General features: G+C 72.4%; 15 protein-coding genes. 10 read left to right on the forward strand and 5 right to left on the reverse strand.

Annotation, left to right across the window (positions count from 1 at the left end):
* Positions 1 to 29: 29 nt before the first annotated feature.
* Complete coding sequence (locus AB0H32_RS06990; protein WP_361115457.1) at positions 30 to 551, forward strand: hypothetical protein; 522 nt, start codon at positions 30 to 32, stop codon at positions 549 to 551.
* A gap of 100 nt (positions 552 to 651) precedes the next feature.
* On the opposite strand, the gene AB0H32_RS06995 is transcribed toward AB0H32_RS06990, so the two are convergent.
* Positions 652 to 2,130 carry a trypsin-like peptidase domain-containing protein gene (locus AB0H32_RS06995; protein WP_361115460.1) on the reverse strand — a complete coding sequence of 493 codons (1,479 nt, stop codon included), beginning with the start codon at positions 2,128 to 2,130 and terminating at the stop codon, positions 652 to 654.
* Between the two features lie 314 nt (positions 2,131 to 2,444).
* Here AB0H32_RS06995 and AB0H32_RS07000 point away from each other — a divergent pair, with 314 nt between their 5' ends.
* The 3 genes from AB0H32_RS07000 (at position 2,445) to AB0H32_RS07010 (ending at position 5,260) form a co-directional block, all read left to right on the forward strand.
* A complete protein-coding gene (locus AB0H32_RS07000; protein WP_361115463.1) occupies positions 2,445 to 3,272 on the forward strand; it encodes a glycerophosphodiester phosphodiesterase in 828 nt (275 codons plus the stop codon).
* Positions 3,273 to 3,476: 204 nt separating this feature from the next.
* Complete coding sequence (locus AB0H32_RS07005; RefSeq protein WP_361115467.1) at positions 3,477 to 4,115, forward strand: ATP-binding protein; 639 nt, start codon at positions 3,477 to 3,479, stop codon at positions 4,113 to 4,115.
* 182 nt (positions 4,116 to 4,297) lie between these two features.
* The gene (locus AB0H32_RS07010) at positions 4,298 to 5,260 is read left to right on the forward strand and encodes a DUF5926 family protein (protein ID WP_361115471.1); all 963 of its coding nucleotides are present in this window, start codon (positions 4,298 to 4,300) and stop codon (positions 5,258 to 5,260) included.
* Between the two features lie 243 nt (positions 5,261 to 5,503).
* On the opposite strand, the gene AB0H32_RS07015 is transcribed toward AB0H32_RS07010, so the two are convergent.
* Positions 5,504 to 6,115, reverse strand: a complete 612-nt coding sequence (locus AB0H32_RS07015; RefSeq protein ID WP_361115475.1) for a hypothetical protein — start codon at positions 6,113 to 6,115, stop codon at positions 5,504 to 5,506.
* Between the two features lie 55 nt (positions 6,116 to 6,170).
* Positions 6,171 to 6,836: a bifunctional DNA primase/polymerase gene (locus tag AB0H32_RS07020; protein ID WP_361115478.1), complete on the reverse strand. Its 666-nt coding sequence runs from the start codon at positions 6,834 to 6,836 to the stop codon at positions 6,171 to 6,173.
* 612 nt (positions 6,837 to 7,448) lie between these two features.
* Here AB0H32_RS07020 and AB0H32_RS07025 point away from each other — a divergent pair.
* From AB0H32_RS07025 to AB0H32_RS07040, 4 genes are all read left to right on the forward strand, one after another.
* On the forward strand, positions 7,449 to 8,861 hold the full coding sequence (locus tag AB0H32_RS07025) for a PP2C family protein-serine/threonine phosphatase (protein ID WP_361115481.1): 1,413 nt from the start codon (positions 7,449 to 7,451) through the stop codon (positions 8,859 to 8,861).
* Positions 8,862 to 9,031: 170 nt separating this feature from the next.
* Positions 9,032 to 10,519, forward strand: coding sequence for an aminopeptidase P family protein (locus AB0H32_RS07030; protein WP_361115484.1), 1,488 nt, complete (start codon positions 9,032 to 9,034; stop codon positions 10,517 to 10,519).
* Between the two features lie 138 nt (positions 10,520 to 10,657).
* On the forward strand, positions 10,658 to 12,022 hold the full coding sequence (locus tag AB0H32_RS07035; protein WP_361115487.1) for a PLP-dependent aminotransferase family protein: 1,365 nt from the start codon (positions 10,658 to 10,660) through the stop codon (positions 12,020 to 12,022).
* A gap of 69 nt (positions 12,023 to 12,091) precedes the next feature.
* The gene (locus AB0H32_RS07040; RefSeq protein WP_361115490.1) at positions 12,092 to 13,435 is read left to right on the forward strand and encodes an MFS transporter; all 1,344 of its coding nucleotides are present in this window, start codon (positions 12,092 to 12,094) and stop codon (positions 13,433 to 13,435) included.
* Between the two features lie 187 nt (positions 13,436 to 13,622).
* On the opposite strand, the gene AB0H32_RS07045 is transcribed toward AB0H32_RS07040, so the two are convergent.
* On the reverse strand, positions 13,623 to 14,201 hold the full coding sequence (locus AB0H32_RS07045; protein ID WP_361115493.1) for a GNAT family protein: 579 nt from the start codon (positions 14,199 to 14,201) through the stop codon (positions 13,623 to 13,625).
* Between the two features lie 38 nt (positions 14,202 to 14,239).
* Complete coding sequence (locus AB0H32_RS07050) at positions 14,240 to 14,686, reverse strand: ATP-binding protein (RefSeq protein WP_361115496.1); 447 nt, start codon at positions 14,684 to 14,686, stop codon at positions 14,240 to 14,242.
* A gap of 264 nt (positions 14,687 to 14,950) precedes the next feature.
* Between AB0H32_RS07050 and AB0H32_RS07055 the strand changes: the two genes are divergently transcribed.
* Entirely contained in the window at positions 14,951 to 15,778 is an 828-nt protein-coding gene (locus AB0H32_RS07055) for a hypothetical protein (RefSeq protein ID WP_361115498.1), read from the forward strand.
* Between the two features lie 175 nt (positions 15,779 to 15,953).
* Complete coding sequence (locus tag AB0H32_RS07060; RefSeq protein ID WP_361115501.1) at positions 15,954 to 16,685, forward strand: YcnI family protein; 732 nt, start codon at positions 15,954 to 15,956, stop codon at positions 16,683 to 16,685.
* The last annotated feature ends 8 nt before the right edge of the window (positions 16,686 to 16,693 follow it).

A 16,693-nucleotide genomic window follows, 5' to 3' on the forward strand; every position in this document is an offset into this window, starting at 1 on the left:
ATGAAGGTCTCCGCGCCGGGGGCACGGTGATGGGGCGCCTGCGAGACGCCTGGGGCCGCTGCCGGGACCGCTGCATGGGCACCAAGTACCCCGGCAGCGGGGTCACTCCGCTTCCCGCCGAGGAGGTCCGGGCCGCGCTGCTCGCGCTCAACGGGACGGGGGTGCCGTTCCGTGTGCGTCACGGCTTCGGCGGGCAGGAGGCCGATCTGGTGGCGGAATGGCGGCTCGTGGTGCCTGCCATGGACGACTCCCTCGGCAGCAGGCAGGTGGAGCGGACCATGAAGGCCCGCATGCGCCTGGTCGCCGCCGGGTGCGAGGTGCATGTCCTGGAAGAGGTGCGGGAGGTGGCGCTGTCCGGGAACCCTCCCCGGCCGGGTATGACGCGCCAGTGGAGCCGTGGACCCTATGTCAGGCGGCAGTGGACGTACGAGCGGGGCCCGGACGGCCGTCGGCAGAAGGTGGTCCTGTTCGACTCGCGGGACATGCGCGATCGGCTGCGGAACACGGTCCTCGGCGCGGGCTGGACCTGGCGAGGAGTGCTCGGACTCTGATCGGCCGTCGGGCCTCCACGGGAGTCGGGCCCCTGCGGGACGGGACAACGAGAGGGGCGCCTCTCCCCGAGAGGCGCCCCCTGGCCGTGTCGCCGGTGGGTCAGCTGTCGCCGGCCCGCGCCGCCAGCGTCAGGTCGACCGTGTGCTCCTGGCCGCCCCGCTGGTAGGTGATCGTGACCTTGTCGCCGGGCTTGTGGGTCCAGATCTCGCCGATCAGGGTCGGCCCGCTGTCGATCACGTTGTCGTCGAGCTTGGTGATGACGTCCCCGGGCTTGAGGCCGGCCTTGTCCGCCGGGCCGCCCGACTCGACGGCCGAGGAGCCGCCCGTGCCCTGGTCGGTGATCTTCGCGCCGTTGGTGGACTCCTCCAGCGAGACGGAGGCGCCGATCTTGGCGTACACCGGCTTGCCGGTCTTGATCAGCTGCTGGGCGACGTACTTGGCCTGGTTGATCGGGATCGCGAAGCCGAGGCCGATCGAACCGGACTGGCCCGAGCCGAATCCGCCGCTGCTGCTCGACTGGATCGCCGAGTTGATGCCGATGACCGCGCCGGAGGCGTCCAGCAGCGGACCACCCGAGTTGCCGGGGTTGATGGACGCGTCGGTCTGCAGGGCGCTCATGTAGGAGGCCTTGCTGCTCGAGCTGCCGTCGCTGGAGGCCACCGGGCGGTTCTTGGCGCTGATGATGCCCGTGGTGACCGTGTTGGACAGCCCGAAGGGGGCGCCGATGGCGATGGTCTCGTCGCCGACGGCCACCTTGTCGGAGTCGCCGAGGGCGAGCGGCTTGAGGTCCGAGGGGGCGTTCTTGAGCTTGATGACCGCCACGTCGTAGCCCTGGGCATGGCCGACGATCTCGGCGTCGTACTTCTTCCCGTTCGGGAAGGTGGCCGTGAGCTTGCCGCCGTCCACCGCGTCCGCCACCACGTGGTTGTTGGTGACGATGTGGCCCTGGGTGTCGAAGACGAAGCCGGTGCCCGTACCGCCCTCGCCGCTGTTGCTCTCCGCCTCGATGGTGACCGTGCTCGGCAGCGCCTTGGAGGCCACGTTGGCGACGGTGCCGGGAGCACGCTTGACCTGCGCGGCGCTGCCGTCGGAGGCGGAGACGGTGGTGGAGCCGCTGCTGTCGTTGTCCTTGGCCAGGGTGTAGCCGAGGCCGCCGCCCAGGCCGCCCGCGACCAGCGCGGCCACCAGGACCGCCGCGACCAGCCCGCCGCGCCCGCTGCGGGGCTTGGGGGCGGGCTGCTGGTACGACGCACCCCAGCCGGCGCCCGGGACACCGGGGCCGCCGTCGCCGTAGGAGGCCGTGACCGGGGGCGGGGGCGGCCAGGAGCCGTCGGGGGCGGGGCCGGGGTGGCCGGCCGGGGGCTGGTATCCGTCGGACGGGCTCTGCTGGGCCTGCGCGGCCGGTGCCATGTCCTGTACGGGCGCGCCCGCGGTGCCGGGGGGTACGGGCGGGAGCGGAGCCGTCGGCGCGTTCCCCTCGGGCTCGGAGCCCTGCGGGGAGGCGGCGGGAGATGCCATCGGCACGGGAGGTGCGGACGGCGCCGGGGGTACCGCGTTGCCCTCGTTCTCGGTGCTCACAGCTCTTCTCCTCGATCCACGGCTGTCGTCATGGTTGCAGTCGGCCGCACTCGGCCGCACTCGGTCACGCGCGTTCACGCTGCTGTCGGTCCCGCGTGAAGCGGCCGTGCACGGTCCAGTGTGGCGCTTGTATGCAGTCAGCTTTTCCCATGGGCCGTCAGAGCACCATAAGCGGTGCCTGTGGGTCCGGGACCATTCTTTATATAGAATCTTTCGGGCGAAAGTTATACAAACCAGCAGGGTGTACGCCCTGCTCGCCGCACGGACGCACCTGCGCCGCCCCGCGCGTCCCGCGTCGGTGGGACCATGACGCGGTGACCCACGCACCACAGCACCACATCCAGGTCGTCGCCCACCGGGGGGCCTCCGAGGACGCGCCCGAACACACGCTGGCCGCCTACAAGAAGGCCATCGAGGACGGAGCGGACGCTCTGGAGTGCGACGTACGGCTGACTGCCGACGGCCACCTGGTCTGCGTCCACGACCGGCGGGTGAACCGCACCTCCAACGGCCGCGGGGCCGTCTCCGCCCTGGAGCTGGCCGATCTGGCCGCCCTGGACTTCGGCTCCTGGAAGACGCGCGACGCCTGGCGCGGACGGGACGAGGAGCCCGACTGGGAGCACCGGCCCGAGGACCGCGAGGAGACCTCCGTCCTCACCCTGGAGCGGCTGCTGGAGCTGGTCGCGGACGCCGGACGGCGGGTGGAGCTGGCCATCGAGACCAAGCACCCCACCCGCTGGGCGGGGCAGGTCGAGGAGCGGCTGCTGCTCCTGCTGAAGCGGTTCGGGCTGGACGCACCGGCCTCCGCCGCCACGTCGCCGGTACGGATCATGAGCTTCTCGGCGCGCTCGCTGCACCGCGTGCGTGCCGCCTCGCCGACGATGCCGACGGTCTACCTGGTCCAGTTCCTCTCGCCCCGGCTGCGCGACGGGCGGCTACCGGCGGGCGTGCGGATCGCGGGCCCCTCGATCCGCATCGTGCGCAACCACCCGGGATACGTGGAGCGGCTGAAACGCTCCGGCCACCAGGTCCATGTGTGGACCGTGAACGAGCCCGAGGACGTGGACCTCTGTGTCGAGCTGGGCGTCGACGCCCTCATCACCAACCGCCCGCACGCGGTGCTGCGACAGCTCGGCCGCTGACCGCCGGAACACAGGGGCACAGGAACGCCGGTCACCGCAGAGCGGAGGCCAAGAGCCGGGTAAGGACCGCTCCGCACCTCTTGACCGGACCGCCGGGCTCCAGCATTCTCGCTTCTCGGCCACACCATTGAAATTCAGCCACACAACGAGACGCCCGTCACAGGGAGTGCTCCGGCGCGTTCGCTCCGTGTTCGATCGTTGCGAATGCGTCACCGGAAGGGGATTGGCCGGTTTCCGGTACAGGCCAATGGGGCATCCACACCGTGGCGTGGGGCAAAGGAGGTCTCGGGGGTGGCGTTGGTGGTGGCACAGGAGGTGCCCACGTCGTCGAGCATGGCCGTACCCCATGGCCCTGCGGGCGTGGGAAAGGCTCGGCACCGGATGCGGTCGCAACTGCGCAGCGGGGGCGTATCGGAACCGGTCATCGACGACGCCGTACTGATCCTTTCCGAACTCTTGAGCAATGCCTGCAAACACGGGCGTCCCCTGGGCGACGCTCCGGCCGGGGACGGCGACGTGCGGGCCGCCTGGCGGGTGGACACGCGCGGGCGGCTCATAGTCGAGGTGACGGACGGCGGCGGCCCGACCCGCCCGGCTCCGGCGACCCCGTCGGTCACCGCGCACGGCGGCCGCGGGCTGAACATCATCACGGCCCTCGCCGACGACTGGGGCGTCCGGGACGACACGCAGGGCGAGGTCACGGTCTGGGTCGTGGTCCACGAGGACGTGCACGATCCGGATGCCGGGTGCCGGCGCGGCGATTTCGCTACGCGCGTCACCTCTTCCGCGGTTCCGGCCATGGCGGAGCTGGACTTCGCGGACGCGTTCGACGACCTGGACTGAGCCCCCGCGGGAGACGAGAACCGCCGCGGCCCGTGCCGGCTCCGCGCGGGCGCGGAGGCCGTCCACAGGTTCTCACCGTCGGCTCGCCCACGTGTCCGTTGTCCACAGGTTCCCGTCGGTCGTGGCGCGAACGGCTAGGCTCCCGCCCGTACGAGACGGTCCGTAACCGGGAGACACCCACGATGGCCAAGAAGCGACCCCAGACGAAGGCCAAGCCGCAGATCACGGACGGAGAGATCCCGGTTGTCGGCGCCCGCGAACCCTGCCCGTGCGGCAGCGGCCGGCGCTACAAGGCCTGCCACGGCCGGGCCGCCGCACACGCCGTGACCGAGCTGGTGCGCCGCCCGTTCGAGGGACTGCCGGGCGAGTGCGACTGGGTGGCGCTGCGCGAACTGGTGCCGGCCGCGACGGTCGAACTGCCCCTCAAGGAGGGCCTGCCCGAGGGCATCCCGTCGGTCACGCTCGCCACGGTGCTGCCGATGGCCTGGCCCGCCCTGCGCCGCGACGACGGCTCGGTGCTGCTCGGCCTGCAGAACGACACGCCCTCCGGCGACATCAGCCGCGACCTCGCCGACACTCTCCAGCGCGCGCTCGCGGCCGCGCCCGGCACGCCGGTGGAGGGCCGCCGCGCCCCCGCCGACGGTCCGCGGCTGCAGGATCTGCTCGACCCGGAAGGCGCGTTCGAGCCAGTTGTGCACAGCGGCTTCGAGTTCTGGGTGCCCGACGCGGAGAACGCCACCCCGGAGGTGGCCGCGTCCCTGGAGCGGGCCAACGCCGCCGCCATCCCGACCGTGAAGCTCTCCGGCGTGGATGCCGCCTACTGGTGCAAGACCACGGACAAGAACCACCTGCGCTGGGTCATGCCGTATCCCGAGGAGCAGCTTCTGGACGCTCTCGCCCGGCTGCACGCGGCGGGCCGCTCCAGCCTCGGCGAGGGCACCCGGCTGGTGGGTTCCTTCCGTGCTCACGGCCTCACGGTGCCGGTCTGGGACCTGCCGAGCGGCGTCACGGCCGAGGACGTGGAGAAGCCGGCCGCCGAGTTCGCCGAGCGGCTCGCCACCGCTCTCGCCGCCGACGAGCCGCTCACGGCCGACGAGCGCCGGGCGCGTGGCGGATTGACCAACCGGCAGGTCACGCTCAGCTGAGTCGCTCTCGCACACGCATCACGGCTGACCGACCGTTCAGCCGTGATGCCTACCCCGGAACGGGTGACTCCTGTCACAACTCCCCGTCTCTGCAGGGAAATCCGTGTCCGAATAGCCGAGATCGAATTTGCGAACCGCCGATCTCTTGTTACCGTTCCAGTAGCCCGGTTGCTGGTGCATCCCCCGTCGCCAGCAACCGGGTCTTTCCATGTCCGCCCACGGTGTACACCGCCCTGCGGAGCGTCAACTCCCCTTCGGATCCTGGGAGTTGCTGGCCGAGCGCAGCAGCAGCGGCCCTTCGGCCCCGGGTGTGGCGAACTCACTGACGGCCGTGTAGCCGTCCAGCGCGCCCCGGGTGTGCTCGCGCGGTGTGTCACAGGTGGCGGGCTGGTCGTCGGAACCCGTGGGGCAGCGCGCCTGCACGGTCCGGCCGCCCGGCCCCATCAGACTCAGCACGGAGTCCACGGCCCGGCCGGTGGCGTTGCGGTAGTAGGTGCGCGCCCAGGTGTCCGCGCCCTGGGTCAGCACGCAGGTCTGCGCCTCGATCCCGTCCGGAGAGGTGAGTTCCGGCCCGCAGCGGGCGGCGGTGGCCAGGCCCAGCCCGAGCAGCAGCGGGGAGCGGGTAGGGGCGGCGGGGGGCAGTTTCGCGTCGTCGGGGGAGGGGGTGGCGGCGCCGTGGCCGCCCTTCCCCCCGGATCCCGGCACGTCGCCCACCTGCCCCGCGGACGCCACGGCCAGCGGCAGCGCGACCGCGGCCGCCACGACGCCCACGAGGGCGAGCAGACGGAGTCTGCGGGGATCCGGCCCGCCGCGGTGCGACGAACGAGTGCCATGACCCCCAGAAATGCGCAGCATGTAGCGGAAGATAACGACCACGGGCGGGCAAAACGCCCGGCCGCGCCCGACACCCCTACAACTCGGGCGCGCTCACACCCGTACGAGTGAGGGCGTCGACCACGGCGTCCACGACGGCCTCCACGTCGGGCACCCAGGGCGTGGCCGAGCCGGGCAGCGGCGCGCGCTCCCAGCGGACGGCGCCCTGGCCGGTCCCGGAGGGGGGCAGGGCGAGGTAGCCGCCCTCGCCGTGGAAGCGCAGCGAGCCGGGCACGAAGTCCTTGGCGTACAGCAGCTCGCCCAACTGCTCCATGGAGTACGGCCTGACGAGCACCGCCCAGCGGGTGGGTGCGGCGATCACCGGGCCGAGGCGCATGCCCCGCCGGTCGAGCAGGTCGAGGGCGTGGGCCGCGGCGGGCGCCGGCAGACTGACCGCGCAGGGCGCCTGGCCGCCGGTGGCCAGGACGATCGGCGCGTCCGGCCGGTTGGCCCACCACCAGCGCACCATGCGCGCGTCGGTCGTGGCGGCGAGAAGACCGGGGTCGAAGGGGTGCGCACCGGGCACCGTGCACTCCGGGTCGGGGCAGCCGCAGCGGGCCCGTCCCTGCGGGTCCGGGGCCACGCCCGGGAGTACGGGCCACTGCCATTCCGTCGCGAAGGTCAGGGCCGCGCTGATCAGCTCAGGCCTCCCGTCGTTCCGCCTGGACAGGAGCCTGCGTCGCCTTTTGAGGATCTCGCGCATCAGCGCTCGTTCCTTTCCGTTGCACCGCTGGCAACACCGTGGACCACATCACACCATGTGTCGATCACTTCACTGTGCGTACCTGTTGGCGCATCACACCCCTGCGCATGACAGAGGGAACCCCAGGGGGTCGAGCGTTGACCGCGTCCGCGTCCATGGTGCGTCCATCAAAAGCACGGCTGCGGCGTGGGGGTGGCGAAGTATGGCGTTTTGCCGTCGCGCGTATTTCTCTCCGCCTCCGCCACGGGAGGATGGGGCTCGGTCGTCGGTGGCTATGACGCCCGGGTCCGTCGCCAGGTTCCGGGTGGTCCCCAACCACCCCTGGCCTTCTCCGAGTACGTACCCATCACGACCGCTGTGACGCTCCGTGGAGCAAGGCCAGTCGACCGCAATGAACCGATACCTGAGGCAGTTTTAAGCCAACTTGACAGTAAGGCAAGGGTTTCGGAAGAAACCCACATCAGACCCATGGACACCAGGAAACCCTGCAGGACAATGCTGGACATCCCCTTACGAGTGCGTGTACATGTGGAGACACTGCTAGCGGCGCAGAATGACATGGGGGTTTGCGATGCTTCTGAGCAATACGCACCGGTCTGAAGGCCGGACGCCATGAACGCCCCCCACCCTCCGAAAGTGGCTGGAATCGATCCGGCACTCCCCACGCCTGCACACACTGTCGCGCCCGCACCCCCCACCCCGGACGCCGGCCCGTCCCCGGACGCCGCTCCCGCCCTGCCCGCCCCCACCGGCCCCGCCCCCGGCACCCTCCTCCAGGACCGGCTGGCCGGCTGGGTCTCGGACCTCACGACCCTGCACGAACTCACCGAACGCCTGTCCCGCACGGACGCCCTCGAACCCGCCCTCCAGGAGCTGCTGCGCGCCGGATCCGCCCTCGTCGGCGCCCGTCGCGGCCTGGTCGTCCTGGAACCCGGCGACGGACTCGGCCCCTGCACCACCATCGGCCTCGGCCTCGGCCGCGCCGACCTCGGCCACATCGAGACCGTGCCGCGCGGCTCGCTCCACGGCGCCCTCCTCGACACCGGCGCGGGCGCCGAGATCGTGCACGCCGACCTGTTCGCCGAGGACGGCCTCGACCCCCGCCATCGCGAGGTGGCCGCCCGCCTCGGTTACGCCGCCAGCTACGCCCTCCCCCTGTCCACCGAGTCCGCCGGCCGCCTCGGCGCCGTCGTGTGGCTGTACGACGAGCCCGCCGAACCGGAGGAGCGCCGCCGCCACCTCGTCGGCCTGTACGTCCGCCACGCCGCCGAGCACCTCGCACGGCTGCTGGAGGTCGAGCGCACGCGCGCGTGCGTGGCGACGATCGCCGAGGAACTGCTCCCCTCCCGGCTGCCCCGCGTGGCCGGCGTCCAGCTCGCCGCCCGGCACCGCACCGGCCCGCGCGGTGGCGGCGACTGGTACGACGCGCTGCCGCTGCCCGACGCCGCCCTCGGCCTCTCGGTCGGCTCGGTCACCGGTTCCGGCCCCAGCGCGGTGGCCGCCATGGGCCGGCTGCGCGCCTCCCTGCGGGCCTACGCCGTGATGGAGGGCGAGGACCCGGTCGCCGTCCTGTCCGACCTGGAGCTGCTGCTGCGGCTGACCGAGCCCGCCCGCTCGGCCACCGCCCTGTTCGCCTACTGCGAACCCGCCCTGCGCAAGGTCACCCTGGCCGGCGCCGGGCACAGTCCACCGCTGCTGATCGGCGAGCGGCGCACCGAGTTCGCCGAGACCTCCGTCTCCGCGCCGCTCGGCATGCTCGCCTGCTGGGAGGCGCCCAGCGTGGAGATCCAGGCGGAGGCGGGAGAGACCGTCCTGCTCTACACCGACGGGCTGCTGCACCGTACCGGCGACCCGATGGACCGTGCCTTCGCCCGCCTGCACGCGGCCGCCGCGAGCATCCCGCGCACGCTGCGTCACGATCCCGGTGCCGTCGCCGACCACGTACTGCACACCGTGCTGCCGGACGGACTGGACGCGGCCGACAGCGAGGAGGACGTGGTGCTGCTGGCGGCCCGCTTCGACTGAGAGCGTGTGAGAGCGCTCTCACACCGCCTGGCATGGGCGGCCATAACAGGTCTTCCGGCCCGGGACCGCTCCCGGTGCGACCGTACGATGATGGAGGTCCCCCCGCTCGGCCACAAGCGTGAGCGTCGCGGGCCGTGGGGGAGATCACCTGCCGTACCGAGGAGGATCACGTGTCCGACGAGCTCAACCCGGCTCTTTCCGATGCCGCCGCCACCGCGGCCGGCCCGGAGGCCGAGTCCGAGGAGCCCATCAAGCAGCGGAAGAACGGCCTGTACCCGGGCGTCTCCGACGAGCTGGCCGAGAACATGAAGTCCGGCTGGGCCGACACGGAACTGCGTGGCCTGGAGCCGATCGCGCAGGCCGCCGAGACCGCCCGCCGCCGCGCCGCACTCTCCGCGCGCTTCCCCGGCGAGCGCCTCGTCATCCCCGCGGGCAACCTGAAGACCCGCTCGAACGACACGGAGTACGCCTTCCGCGCCTCCGTCGAGTACGCCTACCTCACCGGCAACCAGACCGAGGACGGCGTCCTCGTGCTGGAGCCGACCACCGAGGGTCACCAGGAGACGATCTACCTCCTGCCCCGCTCCGACCGCGAGAACGGCGAGTTCTGGCTCTCCGGCCAGGGCGAACTGTGGGTGGGCCGCCGCCACTCCCTCACCGAGTCCGAGGCGCTCTACGGCATCCCGGCATCGGACGTGCGCGAGCTGGCCGACCGGCTGCGCGAGGCCACCGGCCCGGTCCGCGTGGTGCGCGGCTACGACGCCGGCATCGAGGCGGCCCTGACCGACAAGGTCACCGCCGAGCGCGACGATGAGCTGCGCGTCTGCCTCTCCGAGATGCGGCTGGTCAAGGACGAGTTCGAGATCGGCGAGCTGCAGAAGGCCGTCGACTCCACCGTGCGCGGCTTCGAGGACGTCGTGAAGGTCCTCGACAAGGCCGAGGCCACCAGCGAGCGCTACATCGAGGGCACGTTCTTCCTCCGCGCGCGCGTGGAGGGCAACGACATCGGCTACGGCTCCATCTGCGCGGCCGGCCCGCACGCCTGCACGCTGCACTGGGTGCGCAACGACGGCCCGGTCCGCTCCGGCGATCTGCTCCTGCTCGACGCGGGCGTGGAGACGCACACGCTGTACACCGCGGACGTCACGCGCACGCTGCCCGTCAACGGTACCTACAGCGACATCCAGAAGAAGATCTACGACGCCGTGTACGAGGCCCAGGAGGCCGGTATCGCGGCCGTCAGGCCGGGCGCCAAGTACCGCGACTTCCACGACGCCGCCCAGCGGGTGCTCACCGAGAAGATCGTCGAGTGGGGCCTGGTCGAGGGCCCGGTCGAGCGGGTCCTGGAGCTGGGCCTGCAGCGCCGCTGGACCCTGCACGGCACCGGCCACATGCTCGGCATGGACGTCCACGACTGCGCGGCCGCGCGCACCGAGACGTACGTGGACGGCACGCTGGAGCCCGGCATGGTGCTCACCGTCGAGCCGGGCCTGTACTTCCAGGCCGACGACCTGACGGTGCCCGAGGAGTACCGGGGCATCGGCGTCCGCATCGAGGACGACATCCTCGTCACGGAGGACGGCAACCGGAACCTGAGCGCCGGGCTGCCCCGGCAGTCGGACGCGGTCGAGGAATGGATGGCATCTTTGAAGGGCTGACGTCACACTGAATGGCCGGGTACCGGTGGGTACCCGGCCATTTCGTGTGTACGTACGTCGTGGCCGGTCGCGCCCGCGCGTCCGAGCCGCATGTCGAACGCTGCCCCGTGGGGGGCGCGGGTCTCACGTGGGGGGAACGTGAACGACTTCTGGTCCGCAATCGGCGTCGACCTGCATCTCGAACCCGACGCGGCGGACGGCCGCCGGGTCGGGCTGGAGCGCGCGCTCCGGGGCGCCGTGCGGGACGGGCGGCTCGCGCCCGGCACCCGGCTGCCGGCCACCCGGCGGCTCGCCGCCGAACTCGGCATCTCGCGGGGAACGGCCAAGGCCGCCTACGACCAGCTGGTCGCCGAGGGATACCTGATGGCACGGCAGGGCTCGGGCACCCGGGTCGCCCCGCTGCCCTCCGTCGGCTCCGAGGCGCCGCAGGCTCACGCACGCACGCGTGCACCGCGTTTCGACCTGCGGCCCGGCAGCCCCGACGTGGGCGCGTTCCCCGCGGCGGCCTGGCTGCGCGCCCTGCGCCGCGCCATAGCGACGGCGCCCTCCCTGGCGTACGACTACGGCGACCCGCGCGGCCGCATCGAACTGCGCACCGCGCTCTCGGGGTACCTGGGGCGGGCGCGCGGGGTGCTCGCGCCGCCGGAGCGGATCGTGATCACCTCCGGGTACGTCCAGGGGCTCGCGCTCCTCACACGCGTGCTGGAGGGCGCCCCGCTCGCCATGGAGGACCCCGGGCTGCCCTTCCACCGGGAGGTGGTGCGGCGCAACGGCGGGACCGTGCTGCCGGTGCGGGTGGACGAGCGCGGGGTCCGTGCCGGGGAGCTGGGCGAGGCGGCCGCCGTGGTGGTCACCCCGGCCCACCAGTACCCGACCGGCGTCACCCTGCACCCCGAGCGGCGGCGCGCGCTCACCGACTGGGCACGCGCGGGCGGCGGGCTCATCGTCGAGGACGACTACGACGGCGAGTTCCGCTACGACCGCCAGCCCGTCGGCGCACTGCAGGGCATGGCGCCGGGCCAGGTGGCGTACCTGGGCACCGCCTCCAAGACGCTCGGCCCGGCGCTGCGGCTCGGCTGGATGGTGCTGCCGCCGCACCTGGTCGACGCGGTCGCCGACGCCAAGCTGCACAGCGACCACCACACCGAGACCATCGGCCAGCTGGCGCTCGCCGAGCTGATCGACAGTCACGCCTACGACCGGCACGTACGCGCGTGCCGGCTGCGGTACCGGCGCCGCCGGGACCAGTTGCTGGACCGGCTCGGGGCGCGGCAGCGCGTACGCGGCATCGCGGCCGGGCTGCACGCGCTGATCGACGTGCCCGACGAGGCCGACGCCCTGGCCCGCGCCGAGGCGGAGGGGCTGGCGCTCGGCGCGCTCGGCGACCACTGGAGCACGCCCGGCGAGGGCCGGCCGCAGGGCCTGGTCGTCGGCTACGGCACCCCGCGGGAGCGGGCGTACCCGGAGGCGCTGGAAGTGCTGGCCAAGGTGTTGGGCGCCTGAAAATGGGCCACTGAAGCAGCGTCCGATTGGGTCTGCTCCAGGGTCCACCGGGCCCCTACCGTCAACGGTATGAAGACTCGCCCGCAGCGCTTCCTGGCCCTCGCCCAGCTCGCCAACTCCGTTGGCGACGGCGCCTTCTACGTCACCTCGGCGCTGTACTTCACGCGCGTCGCCGGTCTCGACACCGCGCGCGTCGGCCTCGGACTGACGCTCGCCTGGGCGGTGGGCTCGCTGGTCGGGGTGGTGCTCGGGAGGCTCGCGGACCGGCGCGGTGCGCGCGGAACGGCCGTGCTGCTGGCGCTGGGAACCGGGTCGGCGGTCGGCTCGTTCCTCCTGGTGCGGGGGTTCGTGCCGTTCGTCCTCGCCGCCTGTGCCTACGCCTGCGCGCAGTCGGGTCTGGCAGCCGCCCGCCAGGCGCTGCTGGCGGGGCTGGTGCCGGCCGGGGAGCGGACCGGCATGCTGGCGCGCCTGCAGTCGACGCTGAACGGGGGACTCGCGATCGGCGCCGCGGCAGGCGGGCTCGCGCTGAACGCCGGGACGGCGGCGGCGTACCGGGCGGTGTTCGCGCTGGACGCGGTGTGCTTCCTGGTGTGTGCCCTGATCCTGCTGCGGCTGCCGGCGGTGGCACCCGCGGTCGAACCCGCAGCGGCCGTCGAGGAGCAGCGCGAGCGTCCGGCCGTCGTGGAAGGGCGCGAGCGTCCGGCCGCCGACGAGCGGCGCGAGCAGCGGTTCGCCGTGCTGCGCGACCGGCCGTACGCGCTCGTCGCGCTGCTCAACGCCGTGCTCCTGCTGCGGATGCCGCTGCTCAGCCTCGCCCTGCCGCTGTGGATCACGGAGCGGACGGAGGCGCCGGCCTGGCTGGCCTCCGCACTGTTCGTCCTCAACACCGGGGTCGTCATGCTGTTCCAGGTGCGGGCGGCCCGGGCCGTCACCGGCCTCTCGACGGCCGTACGCGTGCTGCGCCGGTCCGGGGTCGTGATGCTCGCGTCCTGCGCCGTGTTCGCACTGTCGGCGGGCCGGTCCGCGTGGCCCGCAGCTCTGCTCCTGGTGGCCGGCGCGCTGCTGCAGGTCGTCGCGGAGATGCAGCAGTCGGCGGGCTCGTGGCAGTTGTCCTTCGACCTGGCCCCCGCCGACCGGATGGGCGAGTACCAGGGCTTCTTCGGCACGGGCGTGACGGTGGCCCGCACGCTCGGGCCGCTGGTGGTGACCTCGCTGCTGCTCGGCTGGGGCACACCGGGCTGGCTCCTGCTGGGCGCGCTGATGCCGCTGGCGGCCTGCGCGATGGGGCCGGCGGCACGCCGGGCCGCCGGCCGCCCGCGGCAGACGGTCACCGAGCCGAAGGCGAAGGCGGTGCGGGAGCAGAAGCCGGCGTGGGAACCGGCGGCGGAGCCGAAGCCGGCGCCGGTGGGCTGAGCGGCAACGTGTCCGGGAGCGGAGTCCCCGCGAGCAGACCCGCGGGGCCCGGCGCTCAGTGGTCGAGCTGTTTTCCGTGTTTACCGGCATGGCGGGGAAACACGGAACGCGGCTTCGGTCCGAGGGGCATGACCCGGCAAAGCGTTGTGCGGCCGAAGCTGCAAAGAGGAAGGCGGGAAAGGCGGGCTCACATCACCGGGGCGTGGTCGTGCAGTACCCGCTGGAAGAGCCGACAGTCCCGCCACTTCCCGTTGATGTGCAGATAATTCGGGGCAAGCCCGATCGGTTCGAAACCGGATTTCTGAAGAACCCGCTGTGAACCGGTGTTCTCGGTCAGCGTCGACGCCTCGATCCGGTGCAGTCCCAACCGGTCCCGGGCGATACGGCAGACCTGCTGCACCGCGGCGCTGGCCAGCCCCCTGTTCTGCTGGTCGGCGGCGACCCAGTAGCCGAGGTAGGAACTGCAGAAAGGGCCGTGGGAAATCCCGGACAGGGTGATCGCCCCCACGATTCGTCCGTCCGGAGCCTCGAACACCCACGGCACCACGCCACCTTCGGCGGACTGCCGCAGCAGCCCCTCGATGCGCTCCGCCTGTCCTTCGGCGGTGAAGAAGGAATCCGGCCTGACCGGCTCCCACGGTTCGAGGTGTTTTCGGTTCTCCGTATAGGCGGAGGCGAGCGCGAAAGCGTCGCCCGATGCGAGCGGGCGCAGGATCACGCCGCCCGCTATTTCCTCGTCTCCGATGGTTCTGCGGTCGGTGAGCATGGGCGCACTTTAACCGCGCGGGCTCATCAAGGGGACCGTCATGCCGTAAGCAGAGAAGGATCTTTCTTCCACTTGAGAATCTTGTCGAAGCTCACCACCGTCCCGCCCCGGCCCGGTTTGGCACCGATGTGGACGTGGTCGGCGAGTTCTCTGATCAGACAGAGCCCGCGGCCGTGCTCGGCGTCCGTACGGGCGGGCCGGATGTCCTGCGTCCGGATGAATCCGGGCCCGGCATCGGCCACCTCGATCCGGCACTTCTCACCGTCCAGATACGCGGTCACCCGGTAGGCCTCCGAGCAGTCTCCGAGCGCGGTGCCACCGCCGTGCTCGACGGCGTTCGCGCAGGCCTCGCTGAGCGCGACGGACAGGTCGAACGAGACGTCCGGGTCGACGCCCGCCGTCTCCATCGTGCCGATCAGCAGCCGCCGGGCGAGCGGGACGCTCGCGGCCTCGCGGCGCAGATGGAGTGACCACCAGATGCTCATGCTCCAGCCTCCTGGCCGCGGCTCGACATACCGATACCTATTGCCGCCCGAACGCGACCGTAAGCACACCCTTGACGTGACTCCGCCCATTCAGGCGATGCGCCCCGGGAGGAATCGGTGTATGAGGGCATGAATTTCGAGCGGAGGCTGATCTTCCAGGCGTTACGGCGATCTTTCGGCGGCAGCGGCGATCTTCCTTGCCGTGGCGGAATCGCGTGGCCTGCCGCAGGGCTCGGGTAGGGCCAGTGCGATGATGAGCCCGCCATGACTGCCCCACGCCCGCGCACGACGCGCCCCGGAGCCGGCCTCCGGATGCTGCGGGCCGCGGTGTTCGCCGCGGCCTGCGTCGTGCTGGCCGCGGCCGGGCACACCCTGGCCTCCTGCGCGCGCGTGCCCCTGTGGACGCTCGGCGCGGGCTTCCTGGGCTCCCTGCTGCTCGTGGCACCGCTCACGGGTCGGCAGCGCTCGCTGCCGGGCATCGCCGCGCTCCTCGCGCTCGGCCAGACCGTGCTGCACACGCTGTTCGGGCTGGGTCAGCACGGGGCCGCCGCCACGATGCCGATGGGCCCGGCGGACGGGTCGCAGAGCAGCGGCGCGCTCGTCGAGCGGGCCGCACGGCTCCTGTGCGGGTCCAGCCCGTCGGCGCTCACCCCCGGGCACGCCTACCGGCTGCTGCTCGACGCGCACCTCATCGGCTCCTCGGGGCGGACCGCGGGCACCATGCCCGCCATGCCCCACATGGCCGACGCCACCGGCTCCCCGGCGTCGCTGCTGCCTTCCCTGCCGATGCTGCTCGGGCACGTCCTCGCGGCCCTCGCCGCCGGCTGGCTGCTGCGCCGTGGCGATCTGGCCGTGCTGCGGCTGATCGAGCTATCGGCGCATGGGGTCGCGGAGGGGGCGCTCGTACGATCCCTGCGCGCGGCGCTCGCGCTGGCGCACGCCCTGTGCGCCGGACTGCTGCCCACGGCCGAGCCCTGCCCGCGCGGCCGTCGTACTGCCCGGGACGAGGCGCCCGCCCCGCACGCCACCGCACTCCAGCACACGGTGATCCGGCGCGGCCCGCCCGCCGCCGCGTTCCTCCTCGCCGCCTGACGCGAGGCGACCGCACTCCGCCGGAGCCGGAAACGGACAACCGGACGGGAGGGGCCGCCGTCGCGCGGCACGCGCGCGTGCGCACATCGACCAGCGGGATCACCAGTGGTCCCGCCGCGCGCACGCGTACTCCTGATCACCACCGGAACTCACTCGGAGTGGAGTGCTCCCTGCCATGAAGGCTTCTCGCATCGCCGCCGCCACCGCCGTCGCGGGCTCGGCCGTCCTCGCCCTGTCCGCCCCCGCCTTCGCGCACGTCACCGTGCAGCCCGAGACCCCGGCGGCCAAGGGCGGCTACGCGGTCGTCGACTTCAAGGTCCCCAACGAGCGCGACAACGCCTCGACCACCAAGCTCGAGGTGAACCTCCCGGCCGACCACCCGCTGGCCTCGGTCATGCCCCAGCCGATCCCGGGCTGGAACGTGCAGGTCACCAAGTCCAAGCTGGACAAGCCCCTGACGATGCACGGCGAGAAGATCGACGAGGCCGTCACCAAGGTCACCTGGACCGCCGACGGCAAGGGCATCGAGCCCGGCTACTTCCAGAAGTTCCCGCTCTCCGTCGGCGCGCTGCCCGAGAACACCGACCAGCTCGTCTTCAAGGCGATCCAGACGTACTCCGACAAGGAGGTCGTGCGCTGGATCGAGGTGCCGCAGGAAGGCCAGGGCGAGCCCGAGAACCCGGCCCCGGTGCTGGAGTTGTCCGCCGCCACCGGCGACCACCACGGCGGCTCCGCGGCCGAGGACGCCTCCGACAAGGGCGACGGCAAGACCGGGAAGACGACCGCCGCCGAGGATTCGAAGGGCGGCAGCGACACCACCGCGCGCGTGCTCGGCGCGGTCGGCATCGTCGTCGGCGCCGCGGGTGTGGCCTACGGCGTCCTCGCCGGCCGCCGCCGGACCGCCTGACCCACCGT

This window comes from Streptomyces sp. NPDC020362, assembly GCF_040642095.1.
GTDB lineage: Bacteria > Actinomycetota > Actinomycetes > Streptomycetales > Streptomycetaceae > Streptomyces.